Source organism: Pseudomonas sp. S2_C03, assembly GCF_054668405.1.
The window spans coordinates 4,163,318-4,180,129 of sequence record NZ_CP162766.1 but is presented as its reverse complement, the minus strand read 5'-3'; the positions used below and the strand labels follow the sequence as shown (position 1 = coordinate 4,180,129).

The following is a 16,812-nucleotide window of genomic DNA, read 5'->3' as shown; positions in this document are numbered from 1 at the left end:
GTGCCATCACTTTGCCCTGATCCAAACCGATTTTTAATCTCGACCTGAACGCGCCTCTCCCTTAAGGTAGGGCGCGAATAGACAACCGGCCGGCCCAAGCTCTCTTGGTGGTCGACCCAAGACGGACGCCTATGAACCCGAATTTTCTAGATTTCGAACAGCCGATCGCCGACCTGCAAGCCAAGATCGAAGAGTTGCGCTTGGTCGGTAACGACAATTCGCTGAATATCGGCGATGAGATCTCCCGCCTGCAGGACAAAAGCAAGACCTTGACCGAGGACATCTTCGGCAAGCTGACCAGCTGGCAGATCGCGCGTCTGGCGCGTCACCCCAAGCGCCCGTACACCCTGGACTACATCGAGCACATCTTCACCGAGTTCGACGAGTTGCACGGCGACCGTCATTTCTCCGACGACGCTGCCATCGTTGGCGGTGTCGCCCGTCTGGATGACCAGCCGGTGATGATCATCGGTCACCAGAAAGGCCGTGAAGTGCGCGAGAAGGTTCGCCGCAACTTCGGCATGCCGCGTCCGGAAGGCTACCGCAAGGCCTGCCGCCTGATGGAAATGGCCGAACGCTTCAAAATGCCGATCCTGACCTTCATCGACACCCCGGGCGCCTACCCTGGGATCGACGCCGAAGAGCGCAACCAGAGCGAAGCGATCGCCTGGAACCTGCGCGTCATGGCTCGCCTGAAAACCCCAATCATCGCCACCGTGATCGGTGAGGGTGGTTCCGGTGGTGCACTGGCCATTGGTGTCTGCGATCAGTTGAACATGCTGCAGTACTCGACCTACGCCGTGATTTCCCCGGAAGGTTGCGCATCGATTCTGTGGAAAACCGCCGAAAAAGCACCGGATGCCGCCGAAGCCATGGGTATCACTGCCGAACGCCTCAAAGGCCTGGGTATCGTCGACAAGGTCATCGGTGAGCCATTGGGTGGCGCTCATCGCGACCCAGCCGCTGCCGCCGCCTCGATCCGTGCCGAACTGAGCTCGCAACTGGCGATGCTCAAAAAGTTCGATAACGAGGCACTGCTGGCCCGTCGTTATGAGCGTCTGATGAGCTACGGCCTGTAACAGGCTTGGCTTCATCCCTGTGGGAGCGGGCTTGCTCGCGATGGCGGTGTGTCATACAACATCTGTGTTGATTGATACACCGCCATCGCGGGCAAGCCCGCTCCCACTTTTGTTTGGTGTATGCACAGATTGATATGAGCCAGCCCATGCCTGATTTAGCCACCCGGCTTCTGCGCACTCTCGCTCCGTGGCGCAATGCCGCAACCTGGCGCATCGCCTTCTCCGGTGGCCTCGATTCCACCGTTCTGCTGCACCTGCTGGCTGCGCTGGCTCAATCCCATTCTTTGCCGCCCCTTGCGGCCATCCACATTCATCACGGGCTTCAATCCGTCGCCGATGCCTGGCCGCAACACTGCCAGTGGGTGTGCGACGGCCTGAGTGTGCCTCTCCAAATCGTCCGTGTTCAGGTCCAGCCTGGCGCCAGTCTCGAGCAAACGGCCCGCGACGCTCGGTATGCCGCGTTTATTGAGGCCACCCTGGCTGATGAGCTGCTGCTGACCGGCCAGCACCGTGACGATCAGGCCGAAACCCTGTTGTTCCGCTTGTTGCGCGGGGCGGGGGTCAGGGGGTTGTCCGGGATGCCGCGCCAGCGTTCGTTGGGGCAGGGCAATCTGCTGCGCCCGCTGCTCGATGTCTCGCGAGCGGAACTGGAGGCTTACGCGCTCGAGCATCACCTGAGCTGGATCGAAGACCCCTCCAATCAGGATCGGCAATACTCGCGCAACTTTCTGCGCCACCAAGTGATTCCCCTGATGTCCGAACGCTGGCCGCAGGCAGTGGCGAACATGGTCCGCAGCGCGGCGCATCTGAGTGAAGCCCAGGCCTTGCTGGATGAACTGGCGCTTATCGACCTGGCGCAGGTGAGCACCGTCGGTGAATTCGATTGGCTCGGTGTGCCTTCGCTTGAGTTGTCGCCGCTGGCATCGCTGTCCGAGGCTCGCCAGCGCAATGCCCTGCGCCATTGGCTCGGTGCGCGGACACGCCTGCCGGACACTGACCATTGGTCGGGTTGGCAGGATTTGCGCGATGCCTCAGGTGATGCCCATCCGGTATGGCGACTGGCTGACGGTGAACTGCATCGGGCGGGAGGACGGATCTGGTGGCTGTCGGGAGGTTGGCTAAGTCCGCCATCGGCTGTCGGGGACTGGACTGATCCTTCGCAGCCCCTGCCGTTGCCGCATAACGGTACGCTGATGTTCGCGGGCCCGGCGCCTGAGGGTCCCCTGCAGATTCGCTATCGGGAAGGAGGGGAGGTGATGCGCCTGCCTGATCGCGGTCACCGGGATTTGAAGCGCTTGCTGAACGAGCGAAGTGTTCCTGGATTTGTCCGTGGCAGATTGCCGCTGCTGTATGGCGGCGAGCATTTGTTGGCGGTGGCCAGCCTGCCGGGGTTGAACGGCCATGCGCAGGCCGGTTGGCTTTTGCATTGGCAGCCACCTGGCGAAGATCAAGGTTTGAGCTGAAAGGGGCTTTCCGGTAGACTACGCTCCCTTCTTGATACAACTTCTGTGGATTCGCCTGAATTGCAGGAGTTGCCGATTACCAAGCAGTCTTTGCTGGGCGATTCCAAAAAATGTGTAGCGAACAACGAACCGGAGTTTCATCTCCCGGTCTGTCACAACGCGGCGGTTTTTTTGAAAGGTGCACTGTGATTAATGCAGGTGATCGGGGGCTTCGGCCTTCCTTCGCTTTCCCCGGCGGCTCGGACCGCTTTAACGCAGACTTCTAGGGTTTTTCATGACGCGCTACATATTCGTCACGGGCGGTGTTGTTTCTTCTTTGGGGAAAGGCATTGCATCGGCATCATTGGCGGCCATCCTGGAGGCGCGGGGGCTTAAGGTCACCATGCTGAAGCTGGACCCGTACATCAACGTCGACCCGGGCACCATGAGCCCGTTCCAGCACGGCGAAGTGTTCGTCACCCATGACGGCGCCGAGACCGACCTGGACCTGGGCCACTACGAGCGGTTCATCCGCACGACCATGACCCAGAACAACAACTTCACCACCGGCCGTGTCTATGAGCACGTGCTGCGCAAAGAGCGCCGTGGTGATTACCTGGGCGCGACCATCCAGGTCATTCCGCACATTACCGACGAAATCAAACGCCGGATCATCAAGGGCGCTGGCGATGCCGACGTGGCGATGGTCGAGATCGGTGGCACCGTGGGTGACATCGAATCCCAGCCGTTCCTCGAAGCCATCCGCCAGTTGCGTTTCGAAGTCGGCGCCAAGCGCGCGATGCTGATGCACCTGACCCTGGTGCCGTACATCGCCACCGCCGGTGAAACCAAAACCAAGCCAACCCAGCACTCGGTCAAGGAACTGCGTTCCATCGGCCTGCAACCTGACGTGCTGGTCTGCCGCTCCGATCACCCGATCGACGTTTCCTCGCGTCGCAAGATCGCGCAATTCACCAACGTTGAAGAACGTGCGGTGATCGCGTTGGAAGACGCCGACACCATCTACAAGATCCCGGGCATTCTGCACTCGCAAGGCCTGGATGATTTTGTCGTCGAGCGTTTCGGCCTGCAATGCGGTGGTGCCGATCTGTCCGAGTGGGACGCCGTGGTCGATGCCAAGCTCAACCCGGAGCACGAAGTCACCATCGCCATGGTCGGCAAGTACATGGAACTGCTGGATGCCTACAAATCGCTGATCGAAGCGATGAGCCATGCCGGTATCAGCAATCGCACCAAGGTGAACCTGCGCTACATCGACTCCGAAGACATCGAAAACCAGGGTACCGCGCTGCTCGAAGGTGTCGACGCGATCCTGGTTCCAGGCGGCTTCGGTCTGCGTGGCGTGGAAGGCAAGATCACCGCCGTTCAGTACGCTCGCGAGAACAAGGTCCCGTACCTGGGTATCTGTCTGGGCATGCAGGTGGCGGTGATTGAGTTCGCTCGTAACGTCATGGGCTGGAAAGACGCCAACTCCACCGAGTTCGATCGCACCAGCGGTCATCCGGTCGTGGGTCTGATCACCGAGTGGGAAGACGCCACCGGCGCCGTCGAAACCCGTACCGAAACCTCCGACCTGGGCGGCACCATGCGCCTGGGTGCCCAGGATTGCCTGCTCGAAGCCGGCTCGAAGGTTCACGACTGCTATGGCAAGGACGTGATCGTCGAGCGTCATCGTCACCGTTACGAAGTGAACAACAACCTGCTGCCGCAAATCATGGAAGCGGGCCTGAAAATCTCCGGCCGTTCCGGTGATGGTGCGCTGGTAGAAGTGGTCGAGGCTGCGGATCACCCATGGTTCGTCGCTTGCCAGTTCCACCCTGAGTTCACCTCGACGCCTCGCGACGGTCACCCGTTGTTCAGCGGTTTCGTCAAGGCTGCCTTGGCTCAACACCAGAAGAAGGCTTGAACCTTATGGCGCAGAAGATCATCCGTGTAGGCGATATCGAGATTGCCAACGACAAGCCAATGGTGCTGTTCGGTGGCATGAACGTGCTGGAAAGCCGCGACATGGCGATGCAGGTCTGCGAAGAGTACGTAAAGGTGACCGAGAAACTCGGCATCCCTTACGTATTCAAGGCCAGTTTCGACAAGGCCAACCGTTCCTCCGTGACCTCTTACCGGGGCCCCGGCCTGGAAGAGGGCATGCGGATTTTCCAGGACATCAAGCAAGCCTTTGGCGTGCCGATCATCACTGACGTGCATGAACCTGAGCAGGCCGCGCCCGTCGCTGAAGTCTGCGACATCATCCAGCTGCCGGCCTTCCTGTCGCGCCAGACTGACCTGGTGGTCGCGATGGCCAGGACTGGCGCGGTGATCAACATCAAGAAAGCCCAGTTCCTCGCCCCTCAGGAAATGAAACACATCCTGAACAAGTGCGTGGAAGCGGGTAACGATCAGTTGATCCTCTGCGAGCGCGGTTCGAGCTTCGGCTACAACAACCTGGTCGTCGACATGCTGGGTTTCGGCATCATGAAGCAGTTCGAATACCCGGTGTTCTTCGACGTGACCCACGCGCTGCAAATGCCCGGTGGTCGCTCCGACTCCGCTGGCGGTCGCCGTGCCCAGGTCACCGACCTGGCCAAGGCCGGCATGAGCCAGTCACTGGCTGGCCTGTTCCTCGAGGCCCATCCGGATCCGGATAACGCCAAATGCGACGGCCCTTGCGCCTTGCGCCTGGACAAACTGGAGCCATTCCTGGCCCAGCTCAAGGCTTTGGACGAACTGGTGAAGAGTTTTCCGACGGTAGAAACCGCGTAATCCTCAATTCTCCGGTATCGTATCGCACGATTTAACGCTCAGGCCCTCGGGCCTGGGCGTTATCGTCCGCAAGTCTGCCCCGCTGCACATCACTTGCCGACGGTAGAAGTTTTCCTCTAGCTGCGTCGTTTTCGTCAACTTTGGAGTGTTTACAACAATGGCTAAAATCGTCGACATCAAAGGTCGTGAAGTTCTCGACTCCCGTGGCAACCCCACCGTGGAAGCGGACGTGCTTCTCGATAACGGCATCATCGGTAGCGCCTGCGCGCCGTCCGGTGCTTCCACTGGCTCGCGTGAAGCGCTCGAGCTGCGTGATGGCGACAAGAGCCGTTACCTGGGCAAAGGCGTCCTGAAAGCCGTTGCCAACATCAACGGCCCGATCCGCGACCTGCTCAAGGGCACCGATCCAAGCGACCAGAAAGCGCTGGACCTGGCGATGATCAAGCTCGACGGCACCGACAACAAAGGTTCTCTGGGCGCCAACGCTATCCTCGCCGTTTCCCTGGCCGCAGCCAAGGCCGCCGCCCAGGACCAGGACCTGCCACTGTACGCACACATTGCCAACCTGAACGGCACCCCGGGAGTCTACTCGATGCCGGTTCCGATGATGAACATCATCAACGGCGGCGAGCACGCCGATAACAACGTCGACATCCAGGAGTTCATGGTTCAGCCGGTTGGCGCCAAGTCTTTCTCGGAAGGCTTGCGCATGGGCACCGAGATTTTCCATCACCTCAAAGCCGTGCTGAAGGCCCGTGGCCTGAGCACTGCCGTGGGTGACGAAGGTGGTTTCGCACCGAACCTGGCGTCCAACGAAGACGCGCTGAAAGTCATCTCCGAAGCCGTGGCCAACGCCGGTTACAAGCTGGGCACCGACGTGACCCTGGCACTGGACTGCGCCGCCAGCGAATTCTACGAAGACGGCAAGTACAACCTGTCCGGCGAAGGCCAGGTGTTCACCGCTGAAGGTTTCGCCGATTACCTCAAGGGGCTGACCGAGCGTTACCCGATCATCTCCATCGAAGACGGCCTGGACGAATCGGACTGGGCAGGCTGGAAGATCCTCACCGACAAGATCGGCGAGAAGACCCAACTGGTCGGGGACGACCTGTTCGTCACCAACACCAAGATCCTGAAAGAGGGCATCGATAAAAAGATCGCCAACTCGATCCTGATCAAGTTCAACCAGATCGGCACCCTGACCGAAACCCTGGAAGCCATCCAGATGGCCAAGGCTGCTGGTTACACCGCCGTCATCTCGCACCGTTCGGGCGAAACCGAAGATTCGACCATCGCCGACCTGGCGGTGGGCACTTCGGCTGGCCAGATCAAGACCGGTTCCCTGTGCCGTTCCGATCGCGTCTCCAAGTACAACCAACTGCTGCGTATCGAAGAGCAGTTGAACGGCAAAGCCAAGTACAACGGCCGCAGCGAATTCCGCGGCTGATGTAAAAAAACAACGGATTATGTCGAAAAACTCGCTACAACGAGGTTTTAGGCACTAATCTGATGCCTTGAAAGCACAAGCCTGGATCATCCAGGCTTCGTGCTATCAGACCTTTTGTTTTGTTATGGCTGTCTTTTTTCACTGGATACCCGGATTTCGATGCGCAGTCCCAATTGGTTGTTTCTCGTCTTGCTTCTGCTGCTGGCTGGCCTGCAATACCGCCTATGGGTGGGAAACGGCAGCCTGGCGCAAGTGGCCGAGCTGACTCAGCAGATCGCGGATCAGCACGCTGAAAACGAAGGGTTGCTGGAGCGCAATCGGGTGATGGACGCCGAAGTCAGTGAACTGAAAAAAGGCATGGAGACCGTTGAAGAGCGGGCTCGTCATGAGCTGGGCATGGTCAAGGACGGTGAAACCCTTTACCAGTTGGCTCAATGAGCATCCCACTACCGGCCTTCTGGGCCGTGATTCCTGCCGCGGGCGTTGGCGCCCGTATGGCCGCGGACCGTCCCAAGCAATATCTGCAATTGGGCGGGCGCACAATTCTCGAACACAGCCTTGGCTGTTTCCTTGATCACCCGGCCCTCAAGGGGTTGGTGGTCAGTCTTGCTGTCGACGATCCCTACTGGCCCAACCTCGCTTGCGCCGGTGATTTGCGCATTCAACGGGTTGACGGTGGCGCCGAACGTTCCGGCTCGGTGCTCAATGCCTTGTTGCACTTGCATGCACTGGGCGCAGGCGATGAAGATTGGGTGCTGGTACACGATGCCGCACGGCCCAATCTAAGTCGTGACGACCTGGACACGTTGTTGTCCGAGCTGGCTGACGATCCGGTCGGTGGCCTGCTGGCGGTTCCGGCTCGCGATACCCTCAAGCGTGTCGACAAGCACGGTCGGGTGGTTGAAACCGTGGATCGCAGCGTGATCTGGCAGGCGTACACGCCGCAGATGTTCCGCCTTGGCGCGCTGCATCGGGCCTTGGCCGACAGCCTGGTGGCGGATGCGGTGATTACCGATGAAGCATCGGCCATGGAGTGGGCGGGGCAGGCTCCGCGGCTGATCGAAGGCCGTTCAGATAACCTCAAGGTCACTCGACCCGAGGACCTGGAGTGGTTGCGGCAGCGGTGGGCTAACAGGTACTGATTGTGTGGCTGTGGTGTCAGGTCTGCCGCCATCGTCGGAACGCCGCCCGGAGCAAGCTCGCTCCTACAGGGCTCGCGTCGAACTCAACTCTGTAGGAGCGGGCTTGCTCCGGGCGGCGTTCCGACGATGGCGTCGGTCCTGCCAACCCAATATCCTGCTGACTCACTCCCCCCGATATTCAGGCCGCTGCGCCAACCCTTCCTTCAAGTAATCCACCAACTTGCGCACCTTCGGCGACAGATGCCTTTGCTGTGGATAGAGCGCCCAAACCGCCGTGTTCGGAGGCTGATGCGCTTCGAGCAATGAAATCAGCGCACCACTTTTCAGGTGCTCAAGCACGTAATAGTCCGGCAACTGACACAGCCCCACCCCCTGCAGCGTCGCATCCAGCACGGCTTGCCCGCTGTTGCAGCGCCAGTTTCCCTGTACACGCTGCGAAAACTCCCGCCCGTTCTGCTCCAGTTGCCAGAGGTCCGAGCTTCCGACCAGGCAGTTATGGCGGCTCAATTCCGAAAGGCTATGTGGGCGACCGTAACGTTCCAGGTAGGACGGCGAGGCGCACAGGTACATGCGTCGCGGCGCCAGTCGCGTGGCCACCAGGCGTGAGTCCTGCAAGCGGCCGAGGCGGATCGCCAAGTCCAGCCCTTCATGGACAAGGTCGAGCTGACGGTTGCTCAGTTCGATGTCGATGCGCAGTTGCGGATACAGGCCCATGAAGCGCGTGACCAGCGGCACGATGAAGCGCTCGCCGTAGGCCACGGCGCAGGTCATGCGCAGCATGCCCTTGGGTTCGCTGGTCAGATCGCCGACCGCACGCAGTGCTTCTTCGCGGCCATCCTGCAAACGCTGGCAATGTTGCAGGAAGGTTTGCCCGGCCTCGGTCAATGTGACACGGCGAGTGCTGCGGTAGAGCAGGCGAGTTTGCAAGCGCTCTTCGAGTCGTACGATCTGGCGACTGATGTGGGAAGAAGAAACTCCGAGCCGCTCGGCGGCCGCCGTGAACTGGCTGCACTCGGCAACGGCCACAAATTCGTCGATGCCTTCCCAGCGATTTTCAGACATCTGCGATTATCCCTATAGGGCAATAATGTTTTGCTTTTGTCTGGATTATTCACTGTAGTGCAGTGGATTACACTGACTGTCTCGTTTTTATTCACTGGAGCATTCACATGATCAAGTCCCGCGCCGCCGTAGCCTTCGAGGCCAAGAAGCCCCTCGAAATCGTCGAAGTCGATGTCGCCATGCCCAAGGCCGGTGAAGTGCTGCTGCGCGTAGTGGCCTCCGGTGTTTGCCACACCGACGCCTACACCCTGTCGGGCGCTGATCCGGAAGGTATCTTCCCGTCGATTCTGGGCCATGAAGGTGGCGCCGTGGTCGAAGCCATTGGTGAAGGCGTGACTTCCGTCGCCGTGGGCGATCATGTCATTCCGCTGTACACCCCGGAATGCCGCCAATGCAAATTCTGCCTGTCGGGCAAAACCAACCTGTGCCAGGCGATTCGTGCGACCCAGGGCAAGGGCCTGATGCCGGACGGTACTTCGCGTTTTTCCTACAAAGGTGAAACGATTTTCCACTACATGGGAACCTCGACTTTCTCCGAGTACACCGTGCTGCCGGAAATTTCCGTGGCCAAGATTGCCAAGGAAGCACCGCTGGAAAAAGTCTGCCTGCTGGGTTGTGGTGTGACGACGGGCATCGGCGCCGTGTTGAATACCGCCAAGGTGAAACCAGGTGATACCGTGGCGATTTTTGGTCTCGGCGGCATCGGTCTTTCCGCCGTGATCGGCGCGGTCAAAGCCAAGGCGGCACGGATCATTGCCATCGACATCAACCCGGCCAAGTTCGAAATCGCCAAACAATTGGGTGCAACCGATTGTGTAAACCCGAAAGACTTCGACCGTCCGATCCAGGAAGTCATCGTCGACATGACTGACGGCGGCGTCGACTTTTCCTTCGAGTGCATCGGCAATGTGCAACTCATGCGCGCGGCGCTCGAGTGCTGCCATAAGGGCTGGGGTGAGTCGGTGATCATTGGCGTGGCCGGTGCCGGCCAGGAGATCTCAACCCGTCCTTTCCAACTGGTGACCGGTCGCGTTTGGCGCGGTTCGGCATTCGGTGGGGTACGCGGCCGGACCGAGTTGCCAAGCTACGTGGAAATGTCCGAAACCGGCGAAATCCCGCTGGATACCTTCATCACCCACACCATGGGCCTGGAAGATATCAACAAGGCTTTCGACCTGATGCATGAAGGAAAAAGCATCCGCTCCGTCATTCATTTCTAAGAAGCAGCCGTGAGCGACAGGCTGCAAGCTGCAAGTGAGGGCGTCTCTGCTTGCAGCTTCCGGCGTGTGGCTTGCTGCTGGGAGAGCATTCATGAATCTAGAAAATATCTCCTGCCAGAAAAGCTTCGGCGGCTGGCACAAGCGTTATCGTCATCGCTCTGAAACGCTTGGATGCGACATGGTATTTGCCGTCTACCTGCCGCCGCAGGCGGAGCAAGGGGGCAAGTTGCCGGTGTTGTACTGGTTGTCCGGCCTGACCTGCACCGATGAAAACTTCATGCAGAAGGCCGGCGCCATGCGCATGGCGGCCGAACTGGGGCTGATCATCGTTGCGCCGGACACCAGCCCGCGCGGCGCCGATGTGCCGGGTGATCCGGACGGTGCCTGGGATTTCGGTCTCGGTGCCGGGTTCTACCTGAACGCCACGCAGGAACCCTGGTCGCGACACTATCGGATGCATGACTATGTCGTGCAGGAATTGCCTGCCTTGGTCGAAGCGCATTTCCCAGCGTCGGACAAACGCGGCATCAGCGGTCACTCCATGGGGGGGCATGGAGCGTTGGTCTGCGCGCTGCGCAACCCGGGGCGTTACCTCTCGGTGTCGGCGTTTTCACCGATCAACAATCCGATGGACTGCCCATGGGGACAGAAGGCCTTTTCCCGATATCTGGGAGAGGACCGTTCCAAGTGGCGGGAGTGGGATGCCTGTGCGTTGATCGCCGAGGCTGGTGAGAAGCTGCCGCTGTTGGTGGACCAGGGTGATCGCGATGATTTCCTGAGCAACCAGCTCAAGCCTGAGGCGTTGCAGCAGGCAGCGAAACAGGCGGGTCATCCCCTGACGTTGCGCCTGCAACCGGGCTATGACCATAGCTATTTCTTCATCGCCAGTTTCATCGACGACCACTTGCAGCATCACGGACGCGCCCTGAACGCCTAATGCAGGTAGAATCACGCCCTGACAAAAATCGGGGCGTTTTTTTATGCGTATTGGCCACGGCTATGATGTGCACCGTTTCGCTGAAGGCGATTTCATTACACTGGGCGGCGTGCGCATTGCACACGGCTTCGGTCTGCTCGCCCATTCCGACGGTGACGTCCTGCTGCACGCCTTGAGCGATGCCCTGCTTGGCGCGGCTGCGCTGGGCGATATCGGCAAGCATTTCCCCGATACAGACCCTACATTCAAGGGCGCCGACAGCCGCGTGCTGTTGCGTCACGTTGTCGCGTTGATCCACGCCAAAGGCTGGAAAGTCGGCAACGTCGACAACACCATCGTTGCCCAGGCACCGAAAATGGCCCCGCATATCGAATCGATGCGCGCGCTGATCGCCGCGGATCTCCAAGTTGAACTGGACCAAGTGAACGTGAAAGCCACCACCACTGAAAAGCTCGGTTTCGTCGGTCGTGAAGAGGGCATTGCCGTGCACTCCGTTGCCCTGTTGCTGCGCGCATGAACGAACTGCAATTGCTTGGCCCCCGGGCCTATGGTGACGCCCTCGGTACGGCGGTGTTGAAGGCTATCGCCGAAGATTTCCAGGTCGATGAAGTCCTCGATATTCCCTTGAGCGGCGACGGTGAACACCTATGGATCTGGGTGGAAAAACGCGGCTTGAACACTGAAGAAGCCGCGCGCCGTATCGCCAAGGCTGCCGGTGTGCCGTTGCGTACTGTCAGCTATGCCGGGCTCAAGGATCGTCAGGCCTTGACCCGCCAATGGTTCAGCGTGCAACTGCCTGGCAAGGCCGACCCTGATCTGTCGGCGGCCGAAAACGATACCCTGAAAATCCTCAAGACCAGCCGGCACAAGCGCAAGCTGCAACGGGGTGCGCACTCGGCCAACGGCTTCACCCTGCGCCTGACGCAGTTCGACGGGGACAAGGCCGCCATCGAAGAACGCCTGCAGCGGATCGTCAACCAGGGCATCCCCAATTATTTTGGTGCCCAGCGTTTTGGCTTTGACGGCGGCAATGTGGTCGATGCCCGTGGCTGGGCTGCACGCAGGGCATTGCCAGAGCAGCGCAATGTGCGTTCGCGCCTGCTCTCCGCCGCTCGCAGCTTTCTGTTCAACCAGGTACTGGCGGCGCGCGTGGCGGATGGCACCTGGCAGCGGGCGCAGGTGGGTGACTTGCTGGCGTTTACCGACAGCCGCAGTTTTTTCCCGGCAGGAGAGGCCGAGTGCAGTGACCCGCGACTGGCCATTCTGGACCTCCACCCGACCGGCCCTCAGTGGGGCGAAGGTGACTCGCCGGCGGCGGGCGCTGTCCATGAACTGGAACAGGCCATCGCCGCGCGCGAAGCGGACTTGCGCGATTGGTTGATTAACGCCGGTATGAGCCACGAACGTCGCATCCTGCGGCTGCCCATTAGTGGGTTGACGTGGCATTATCCCGAGCCTGACATTCTGCAACTGGAATTCGTCCTGCCGGCCGGATGCTTCGCCACCGTATTGGTGCGTGAACTCGTCGATCTGGTGCCAGCAGGGCAGACGGACAGCCCATGCGTATTCTGATTTCTAACGACGATGGGGTAACCGCACCCGGTCTCGCCGCGCTTTATGCTGCGCTGGCGGATTACACCGAATGCGTGGTTATCGCCCCGGACCAGGACAAGAGCGGTGCCAGCAGTTCGCTGACGCTGGACCGTCCGTTGCACCCCCAAACATTGGCGAACGGTTTTATCAGCCTCAATGGCACCCCCACCGATTGCGTGCACCTGGGCCTCAATGGCCTGCTGGAACGTGAACCGGACATGGTGGTTTCCGGCATCAACCTGGGCGCCAACCTGGGGGACGACGTGCTGTATTCCGGCACGGTGGCCGCGGCCCTTGAAGGTCGGTTCCTGGAGCGTCCTTCGTTTGCCTTTTCGCTGGTTTCCCGACAGGTCGAGAATCTTCCTACTGCCGCCTACTTTGCACGCAAACTGGTGCAGGCCCACGCAGAGCTCGAGCTTCCACCGCGTACGGTATTGAACGTGAACATTCCCAATTTGCCGCTGGATCATATCCGTGGCATCCAGTTGACCCGTCTCGGCCATCGCGCCCGTGCGGCGGCCCCTATGAAGGTCGTCGACCCGCGTGGCAAATCCGGATACTGGATCGCTGCAGCCGGCGATGCCGAGGACGGTGGTGCCGGCACTGATTTCCATGCGGTGATGCAGGGCTACGTATCCATCACGCCATTGCAGCTGGATCGCACCTTCAATGATGCCTTCCGCAGCCTCGATGGCTGGCTGGAGGGACTGCACTGATGGCTCGTGAACAAGACCCGATGCACCGCGGCATCGGCATGACCTCGCAGCGCACGCGCGAGCGTCTGATACAGCGGTTGTACGAAGAAGGCATCAGCAACGCCAAGGTGCTGGAAGTGATACGTCGCACGCCGCGTCACCTGTTCGTCGACGAAGCGCTGGCGCACCGTGCCTATGAAGACACGGCGTTGCCGATTGGCAACAACCAGACGATCTCTCAGCCTTACATGGTGGCTCGCATGAGCGAGCTGTTGCTGGAGGCGGGGCCGCTGGACAAGGTCATGGAAATCGGCACCGGGTCGGGTTATCAGACCGCGATCCTGTCACAACTCGTCGAGCGGGTGTTCTCCGTCGAGCGCATCAAGGTGTTGCAGGATCGCGCCAAGGAGCGACTGCTCGATCTCAACCTGCGCAACGTAGTGTTCCGTTGGGGCGATGGCTGGGAAGGGTGGCCAGCGCTGGCGCCGTACAACGGCATCATTGTGACTGCGGTGGCTACGGATGTGCCGCAGGCATTGCTCGATCAGTTGGCGCCGGGAGGACGACTGGTCATTCCGGTTGGCTCAGGCGAGGTCCAGCAATTAATGCTGATCATCCGCGAGGAGCACGGGTTTTCCAGGCGAGTTCTGGGAGCGGTACGTTTTGTCCCGCTGCTCAACGGGCCACTGGCCTGAGCATTTGTTCAAGCGTGCTGAATTCTCTTCGATGGCCTCTGTCTTACAGCAGCATCGATCGGTTAAACGGGATTCAACGGCAGGCAGCAAACGTGTGCGCGAGGCCAACTCGATCCATTAAAGGTAAAGCCTGCACGGCCCGTTATACTTGCGACACTTCATGCCGCAACATGGCATTCCAACATTTCAGCCAGCACAAAGGGAGCGGCGGGTGAGTCTCACAGTCATAGCGCAGCGTATGGGTAAAACGAGCTTTCAGCGCCTGGTGACTGGCCTTGTCTTGAGCACCTTGCTGGTCGGTTGTTCCAGCAATAAATCCAGCGATGTGCGTGTCGTCGATCGCAACAATGCCGCCGCCCAGCGTCCGGCTGTGACCACGGGCCAGTATGTGGTTCGACCCAAAGACACCCTGTTCTCCATCGCATTTCGCTACGGTTGGGACTACAAGGCTCTGGCGGCGCGCAACAACATTCCTGCGCCATACACCATTCACCCAGGTCAGACGATTCGCTTCGACGGGCGCACCGGATCAACGCCGGCACCGGTCGCGGTCACGCCCGTTTCAGCACCGTCGTCGTCCAGTAAAACCACGGTCATTCGACGCCAGCCAAATGGCGCAACGACGACCACGACGGTGGTATCACCGTCTGTCGCAAACAAGCCTGCACCTGCTCCGATCCCCGCTCCAGGCCCGGCCCCGACCGGCTGGGGGTGGCCTTCTAATGGCATTTTAATTGGAAAATTCTCTTCAAACGGTAGTTTGAATAAAGGAATTGATATCGCCGGAGATTTGGGACAGCCTGTTTTAGCTGCGTCTGATGGGACGGTGGTGTACGCCGGGAGTGGCTTAAGGGGCTACGGCGAATTAGTCATCATCAAACACAGCGATACCTACGTCAGTGCCTACGGTCACAACCGCAGGCTGTTGGTTCGGGAGGGGCAGCAGGTCAAGGTCGGACAGACAATTGCCGAAATGGGGTCAACGGGTACGGACCGGGTGAAACTGCATTTTGAGATTCGCCGACAAGGTAAACCAGTAGATCCGCTGCAGTTCCTGCCACGTCGTTGATTTGTTTCCAGCCTGTTCCATCACGTAGAGGGAACAGGCTCCAGCGTTGCCAAGGATAAAGGCGCCGCTCGAGCTTGAGGTCGAACTCACCAAAGGACTATAACAATGGCTCTCAGTAAAGAAGTGCCGGAGTTTGACATCGACGATGAGGTTCTCCTGATGGAGACCGGCATCGGTATGGATTCGATGTCGAATGATGAAGGGGCGGCTCCACCTTCCGTTCGTGCCAAATCCAAACACTCCGCAACGTTGAAGCAACACAAATACATTGATTACACGCGTGCGCTCGATGCCACGCAGCTGTATCTCAATGAAATCGGCTTTTCCCCTCTGCTGTCCCCCGAAGAAGAAGTTCACTTTGCACGCTTGTCGCAAAGTGGTGATCCGGCTGGACGCAAACGCATGATTGAAAGCAACTTGCGGCTGGTGGTGAAAATCGCCCGTCGCTACGTCAATCGTGGCTTGTCGCTCCTGGACCTGATCGAAGAGGGCAACCTCGGACTGATCCGGGCGGTGGAGAAGTTCGACCCCGAACGTGGATTCCGCTTTTCGACCTACGCAACCTGGTGGATTCGTCAAACCATCGAGCGCGCAATCATGAATCAGACCCGGACCATCCGGTTGCCGATCCATGTGGTCAAGGAACTCAACGTGTACCTGCGGGCCGCACGGGAACTGACGCAAAAGCTCGATCACGAACCCTCACCCGAAGAAATCGCCAACCTGCTGGAAAAACCGGTAGGAGAGGTCAAGCGCATGCTCGGCTTGAATGAGCGGGTTTCTTCGGTCGACGTCTCGCTGGGTCCGGATTCTGATAAAACCCTGCTGGACACCCTTACCGATGAGCGCCCGACCGATCCGTGCGAACTGTTGCAGGATGACGACCTGTCACAGAGCATTGATCAGTGGCTCTCGGAGTTGACCGACAAGCAGCGCGAGGTGGTGATACGTCGCTTCGGCCTGCGCGGTCATGAGAGCAGCACGCTGGAAGATGTAGGCCTGGAAATAGGTTTGACCCGGGAACGGGTCCGGCAGATCCAGGTGGAAGGCTTGAAGCGCCTGCGTGAAATCCTGGAAAAGAATGGCCTGTCGAGTGAGTCGCTGTTTCAGTAAGCGAGTCGCTTGAGCTGTCAGCCAAAAAGCCCCGAATTGATCGGGGTTTTTTTATGCCTGCTGCCCAGATACGAGCAAGCTTGCTCGCGATGGATGTCCAGGCTCCGCTGGGTGTCAGGCCGCCCGCGTCATCGTTGACGACCATCGCGGGCAGGCCCCGACCCTGTAGGAGCGAGCTTGCTCGCGATGGATGTCCAGGCACCGCTGGGTGTCAGGCCGCCAGCGTCATCGTTGACGACCATCGCGGGCAGGCCCCGACCCTGTAGGAGCGAGCTTGCTCGCGATGATTGCAAGGGCACCGCGCAGTGCCAGGCCGCCAGCGTTATCGTTGACCACCATCGCGACGGTTCGACGCCTCGACATGCTAGCTCCTACCGGTCACCTTTTCAGCGTCGCCTTGTACGCTTTTGCTTACTCTGTCGTAAGTGTTCGTTATTTTTACACCTTGGCGGATGCCTATCGAGCTCGTGTTCGAACGCTATCTGATTGAATAGGCAGGACATTTACAAAAAAGCGCTCGCCATCAGTCTCTCTGGCGAA

17 protein-coding genes are annotated in these 16,812 nt (G+C 59.5%); 15 read left to right on the top strand and 2 right to left on the bottom strand.

Annotated features, from left to right (window positions below):
- The first annotated feature begins 131 nt into the window (after nt 1-131).
- The 7 genes from AB4N64_RS19400 to ispD all read left to right on the top strand — a co-directional run bounded on the left by AB4N64_RS19400 (nt 132) and on the right by ispD (nt 7,888).
- A complete protein-coding gene (locus tag AB4N64_RS19400) occupies nt 132-1,079 on the top strand; it encodes an acetyl-CoA carboxylase carboxyltransferase subunit alpha (RefSeq protein WP_368557323.1) in 948 nt (315 codons plus the stop codon).
- Between the two features lie 134 nt (nt 1,080-1,213).
- Nucleotides 1,214-2,542, top strand: a complete 1,329-nt coding sequence (gene tilS / locus AB4N64_RS19395) for a tRNA lysidine(34) synthetase TilS (protein ID WP_460117542.1) — start codon at nt 1,214-1,216, stop codon at nt 2,540-2,542.
- A gap of 274 nt (nt 2,543-2,816) precedes the next feature.
- Nucleotides 2,817-4,448 carry a CTP synthase gene (locus AB4N64_RS19390; RefSeq protein WP_460117540.1) on the top strand — a complete coding sequence of 544 codons (1,632 nt, stop codon included), beginning with the start codon at nt 2,817-2,819 and terminating at the stop codon, nt 4,446-4,448.
- A gap of 5 nt (nt 4,449-4,453) precedes the next feature.
- Nucleotides 4,454-5,299 carry a 3-deoxy-8-phosphooctulonate synthase gene (gene kdsA / locus AB4N64_RS19385; protein WP_460117538.1) on the top strand — a complete coding sequence of 282 codons (846 nt, stop codon included), beginning with the start codon at nt 4,454-4,456 and terminating at the stop codon, nt 5,297-5,299.
- Nucleotides 5,300-5,456: 157 nt separating this feature from the next.
- Entirely contained in the window at nt 5,457-6,746 is a 1,290-nt protein-coding gene (gene eno, locus AB4N64_RS19380; RefSeq protein ID WP_460117536.1) for a phosphopyruvate hydratase, read from the top strand.
- Between the two features lie 159 nt (nt 6,747-6,905).
- Nucleotides 6,906-7,184, top strand: a complete 279-nt coding sequence (gene ftsB, locus AB4N64_RS19375) for a cell division protein FtsB (RefSeq protein WP_008028992.1) — start codon at nt 6,906-6,908, stop codon at nt 7,182-7,184.
- Nucleotides 7,181-7,888 carry a 2-C-methyl-D-erythritol 4-phosphate cytidylyltransferase gene (gene ispD / locus AB4N64_RS19370; RefSeq protein ID WP_460117534.1) on the top strand — a complete coding sequence of 236 codons (708 nt, stop codon included), beginning with the start codon at nt 7,181-7,183 and terminating at the stop codon, nt 7,886-7,888. Before ftsB ends, ispD begins: the two co-directional genes overlap by 4 nt.
- A gap of 162 nt (nt 7,889-8,050) precedes the next feature.
- On the opposite strand, the gene AB4N64_RS19365 is transcribed toward ispD, so the two are convergent.
- Nucleotides 8,051-8,950, bottom strand: coding sequence for a LysR family transcriptional regulator (locus tag AB4N64_RS19365; protein ID WP_460117532.1), 900 nt, complete (start codon nt 8,948-8,950; stop codon nt 8,051-8,053).
- A 107-nt stretch (nt 8,951-9,057) separates the two neighbouring features.
- On the opposite strand from AB4N64_RS19365, the gene AB4N64_RS19360 reads away from it, so the two are divergent.
- The 8 genes from AB4N64_RS19360 to rpoS all read left to right on the top strand — a co-directional run bounded on the left by AB4N64_RS19360 (nt 9,058) and on the right by rpoS (nt 16,272).
- Nucleotides 9,058-10,170, top strand: a complete 1,113-nt coding sequence (locus tag AB4N64_RS19360) for an S-(hydroxymethyl)glutathione dehydrogenase/class III alcohol dehydrogenase (RefSeq protein WP_460117530.1) — start codon at nt 9,058-9,060, stop codon at nt 10,168-10,170.
- Between the two features lie 91 nt (nt 10,171-10,261).
- Nucleotides 10,262-11,107 (top strand): S-formylglutathione hydrolase, encoded by an 846-nt coding sequence (gene fghA / locus AB4N64_RS19355; RefSeq protein ID WP_460117528.1) that lies wholly within the window; start codon nt 10,262-10,264, stop codon nt 11,105-11,107.
- Between the two features lie 43 nt (nt 11,108-11,150).
- Nucleotides 11,151-11,624, top strand: coding sequence for a 2-C-methyl-D-erythritol 2,4-cyclodiphosphate synthase (ispF, locus tag AB4N64_RS19350; protein ID WP_010462780.1), 474 nt, complete (start codon nt 11,151-11,153; stop codon nt 11,622-11,624).
- Entirely contained in the window at nt 11,621-12,679 is a 1,059-nt protein-coding gene (gene truD / locus AB4N64_RS19345; protein WP_460117526.1) for a tRNA pseudouridine(13) synthase TruD, read from the top strand. The genes ispF and truD overlap by 4 nt, the downstream gene beginning before the upstream one ends.
- Complete coding sequence (surE, locus tag AB4N64_RS19340; protein WP_460117525.1) at nt 12,667-13,416, top strand: 5'/3'-nucleotidase SurE; 750 nt, start codon at nt 12,667-12,669, stop codon at nt 13,414-13,416. The genes truD and surE overlap by 13 nt, the downstream gene beginning before the upstream one ends.
- Before the next feature lie 38 nt (nt 13,417-13,454).
- Nucleotides 13,455-14,090 (top strand): protein-L-isoaspartate(D-aspartate) O-methyltransferase, encoded by a 636-nt coding sequence (locus AB4N64_RS19335; RefSeq protein WP_371049381.1) that lies wholly within the window; start codon nt 13,455-13,457, stop codon nt 14,088-14,090.
- A 211-nt stretch (nt 14,091-14,301) separates the two neighbouring features.
- Nucleotides 14,302-15,159 carry a peptidoglycan DD-metalloendopeptidase family protein gene (locus AB4N64_RS19330; RefSeq protein WP_460117523.1) on the top strand — a complete coding sequence of 286 codons (858 nt, stop codon included), beginning with the start codon at nt 14,302-14,304 and terminating at the stop codon, nt 15,157-15,159.
- Between the two features lie 105 nt (nt 15,160-15,264).
- Nucleotides 15,265-16,272 carry an RNA polymerase sigma factor RpoS gene (gene rpoS, locus AB4N64_RS19325; RefSeq protein WP_460117521.1) on the top strand — a complete coding sequence of 336 codons (1,008 nt, stop codon included), beginning with the start codon at nt 15,265-15,267 and terminating at the stop codon, nt 16,270-16,272.
- A gap of 225 nt (nt 16,273-16,497) precedes the next feature.
- On the opposite strand, the gene AB4N64_RS19320 is transcribed toward rpoS, so the two are convergent.
- A complete protein-coding gene (locus tag AB4N64_RS19320; RefSeq protein WP_460117519.1) occupies nt 16,498-16,635 on the bottom strand; it encodes a hypothetical protein in 138 nt (45 codons plus the stop codon).
- Nucleotides 16,636-16,812: the final 177 nt, after the last annotated feature.

Excerpts from the sequence above, each read along its gene's own strand:
- surE (WP_460117525.1), top strand. The coding sequence starts at position 12,667 with ATGCGTATTCTGATTTCTAACGACGATGGGGTAACCGCACCCGGTCTC.
- tilS (WP_460117542.1), top strand. The coding sequence starts at position 1,214 with ATGAGCCAGCCCATGCCTGATTTAGCCACCCGGCTTCTGCGCACTCTC.
- fghA (WP_460117528.1), top strand. The coding sequence starts at position 10,262 with ATGAATCTAGAAAATATCTCCTGCCAGAAAAGCTTCGGCGGCTGGCAC.
- AB4N64_RS19365 (WP_460117532.1), bottom strand. The coding sequence starts at position 8,950 with ATGTCTGAAAATCGCTGGGAAGGCATCGACGAATTTGTGGCCGTTGCC.
- truD (WP_460117526.1), top strand. The coding sequence starts at position 11,621 with ATGAACGAACTGCAATTGCTTGGCCCCCGGGCCTATGGTGACGCCCTC.
- kdsA (WP_460117538.1), top strand. The coding sequence starts at position 4,454 with ATGGCGCAGAAGATCATCCGTGTAGGCGATATCGAGATTGCCAACGAC.
- ispD (WP_460117534.1), top strand. The coding sequence starts at position 7,181 with ATGAGCATCCCACTACCGGCCTTCTGGGCCGTGATTCCTGCCGCGGGC.
- AB4N64_RS19335 (WP_371049381.1), top strand. The coding sequence starts at position 13,455 with ATGACCTCGCAGCGCACGCGCGAGCGTCTGATACAGCGGTTGTACGAA.
- ispF (WP_010462780.1), top strand. The coding sequence starts at position 11,151 with ATGCGTATTGGCCACGGCTATGATGTGCACCGTTTCGCTGAAGGCGAT.
- AB4N64_RS19360 (WP_460117530.1), top strand. The coding sequence starts at position 9,058 with ATGATCAAGTCCCGCGCCGCCGTAGCCTTCGAGGCCAAGAAGCCCCTC.
- eno (WP_460117536.1), top strand. The coding sequence starts at position 5,457 with ATGGCTAAAATCGTCGACATCAAAGGTCGTGAAGTTCTCGACTCCCGT.
- AB4N64_RS19390 (WP_460117540.1), top strand. The coding sequence starts at position 2,817 with ATGACGCGCTACATATTCGTCACGGGCGGTGTTGTTTCTTCTTTGGGG.
- ftsB (WP_008028992.1), top strand. The coding sequence starts at position 6,906 with ATGCGCAGTCCCAATTGGTTGTTTCTCGTCTTGCTTCTGCTGCTGGCT.
- rpoS (WP_460117521.1), top strand. The coding sequence starts at position 15,265 with ATGGCTCTCAGTAAAGAAGTGCCGGAGTTTGACATCGACGATGAGGTT.
- AB4N64_RS19400 (WP_368557323.1), top strand. The coding sequence starts at position 132 with ATGAACCCGAATTTTCTAGATTTCGAACAGCCGATCGCCGACCTGCAA.
- AB4N64_RS19320 (WP_460117519.1), bottom strand. The coding sequence starts at position 16,635 with ATGTCGAGGCGTCGAACCGTCGCGATGGTGGTCAACGATAACGCTGGC.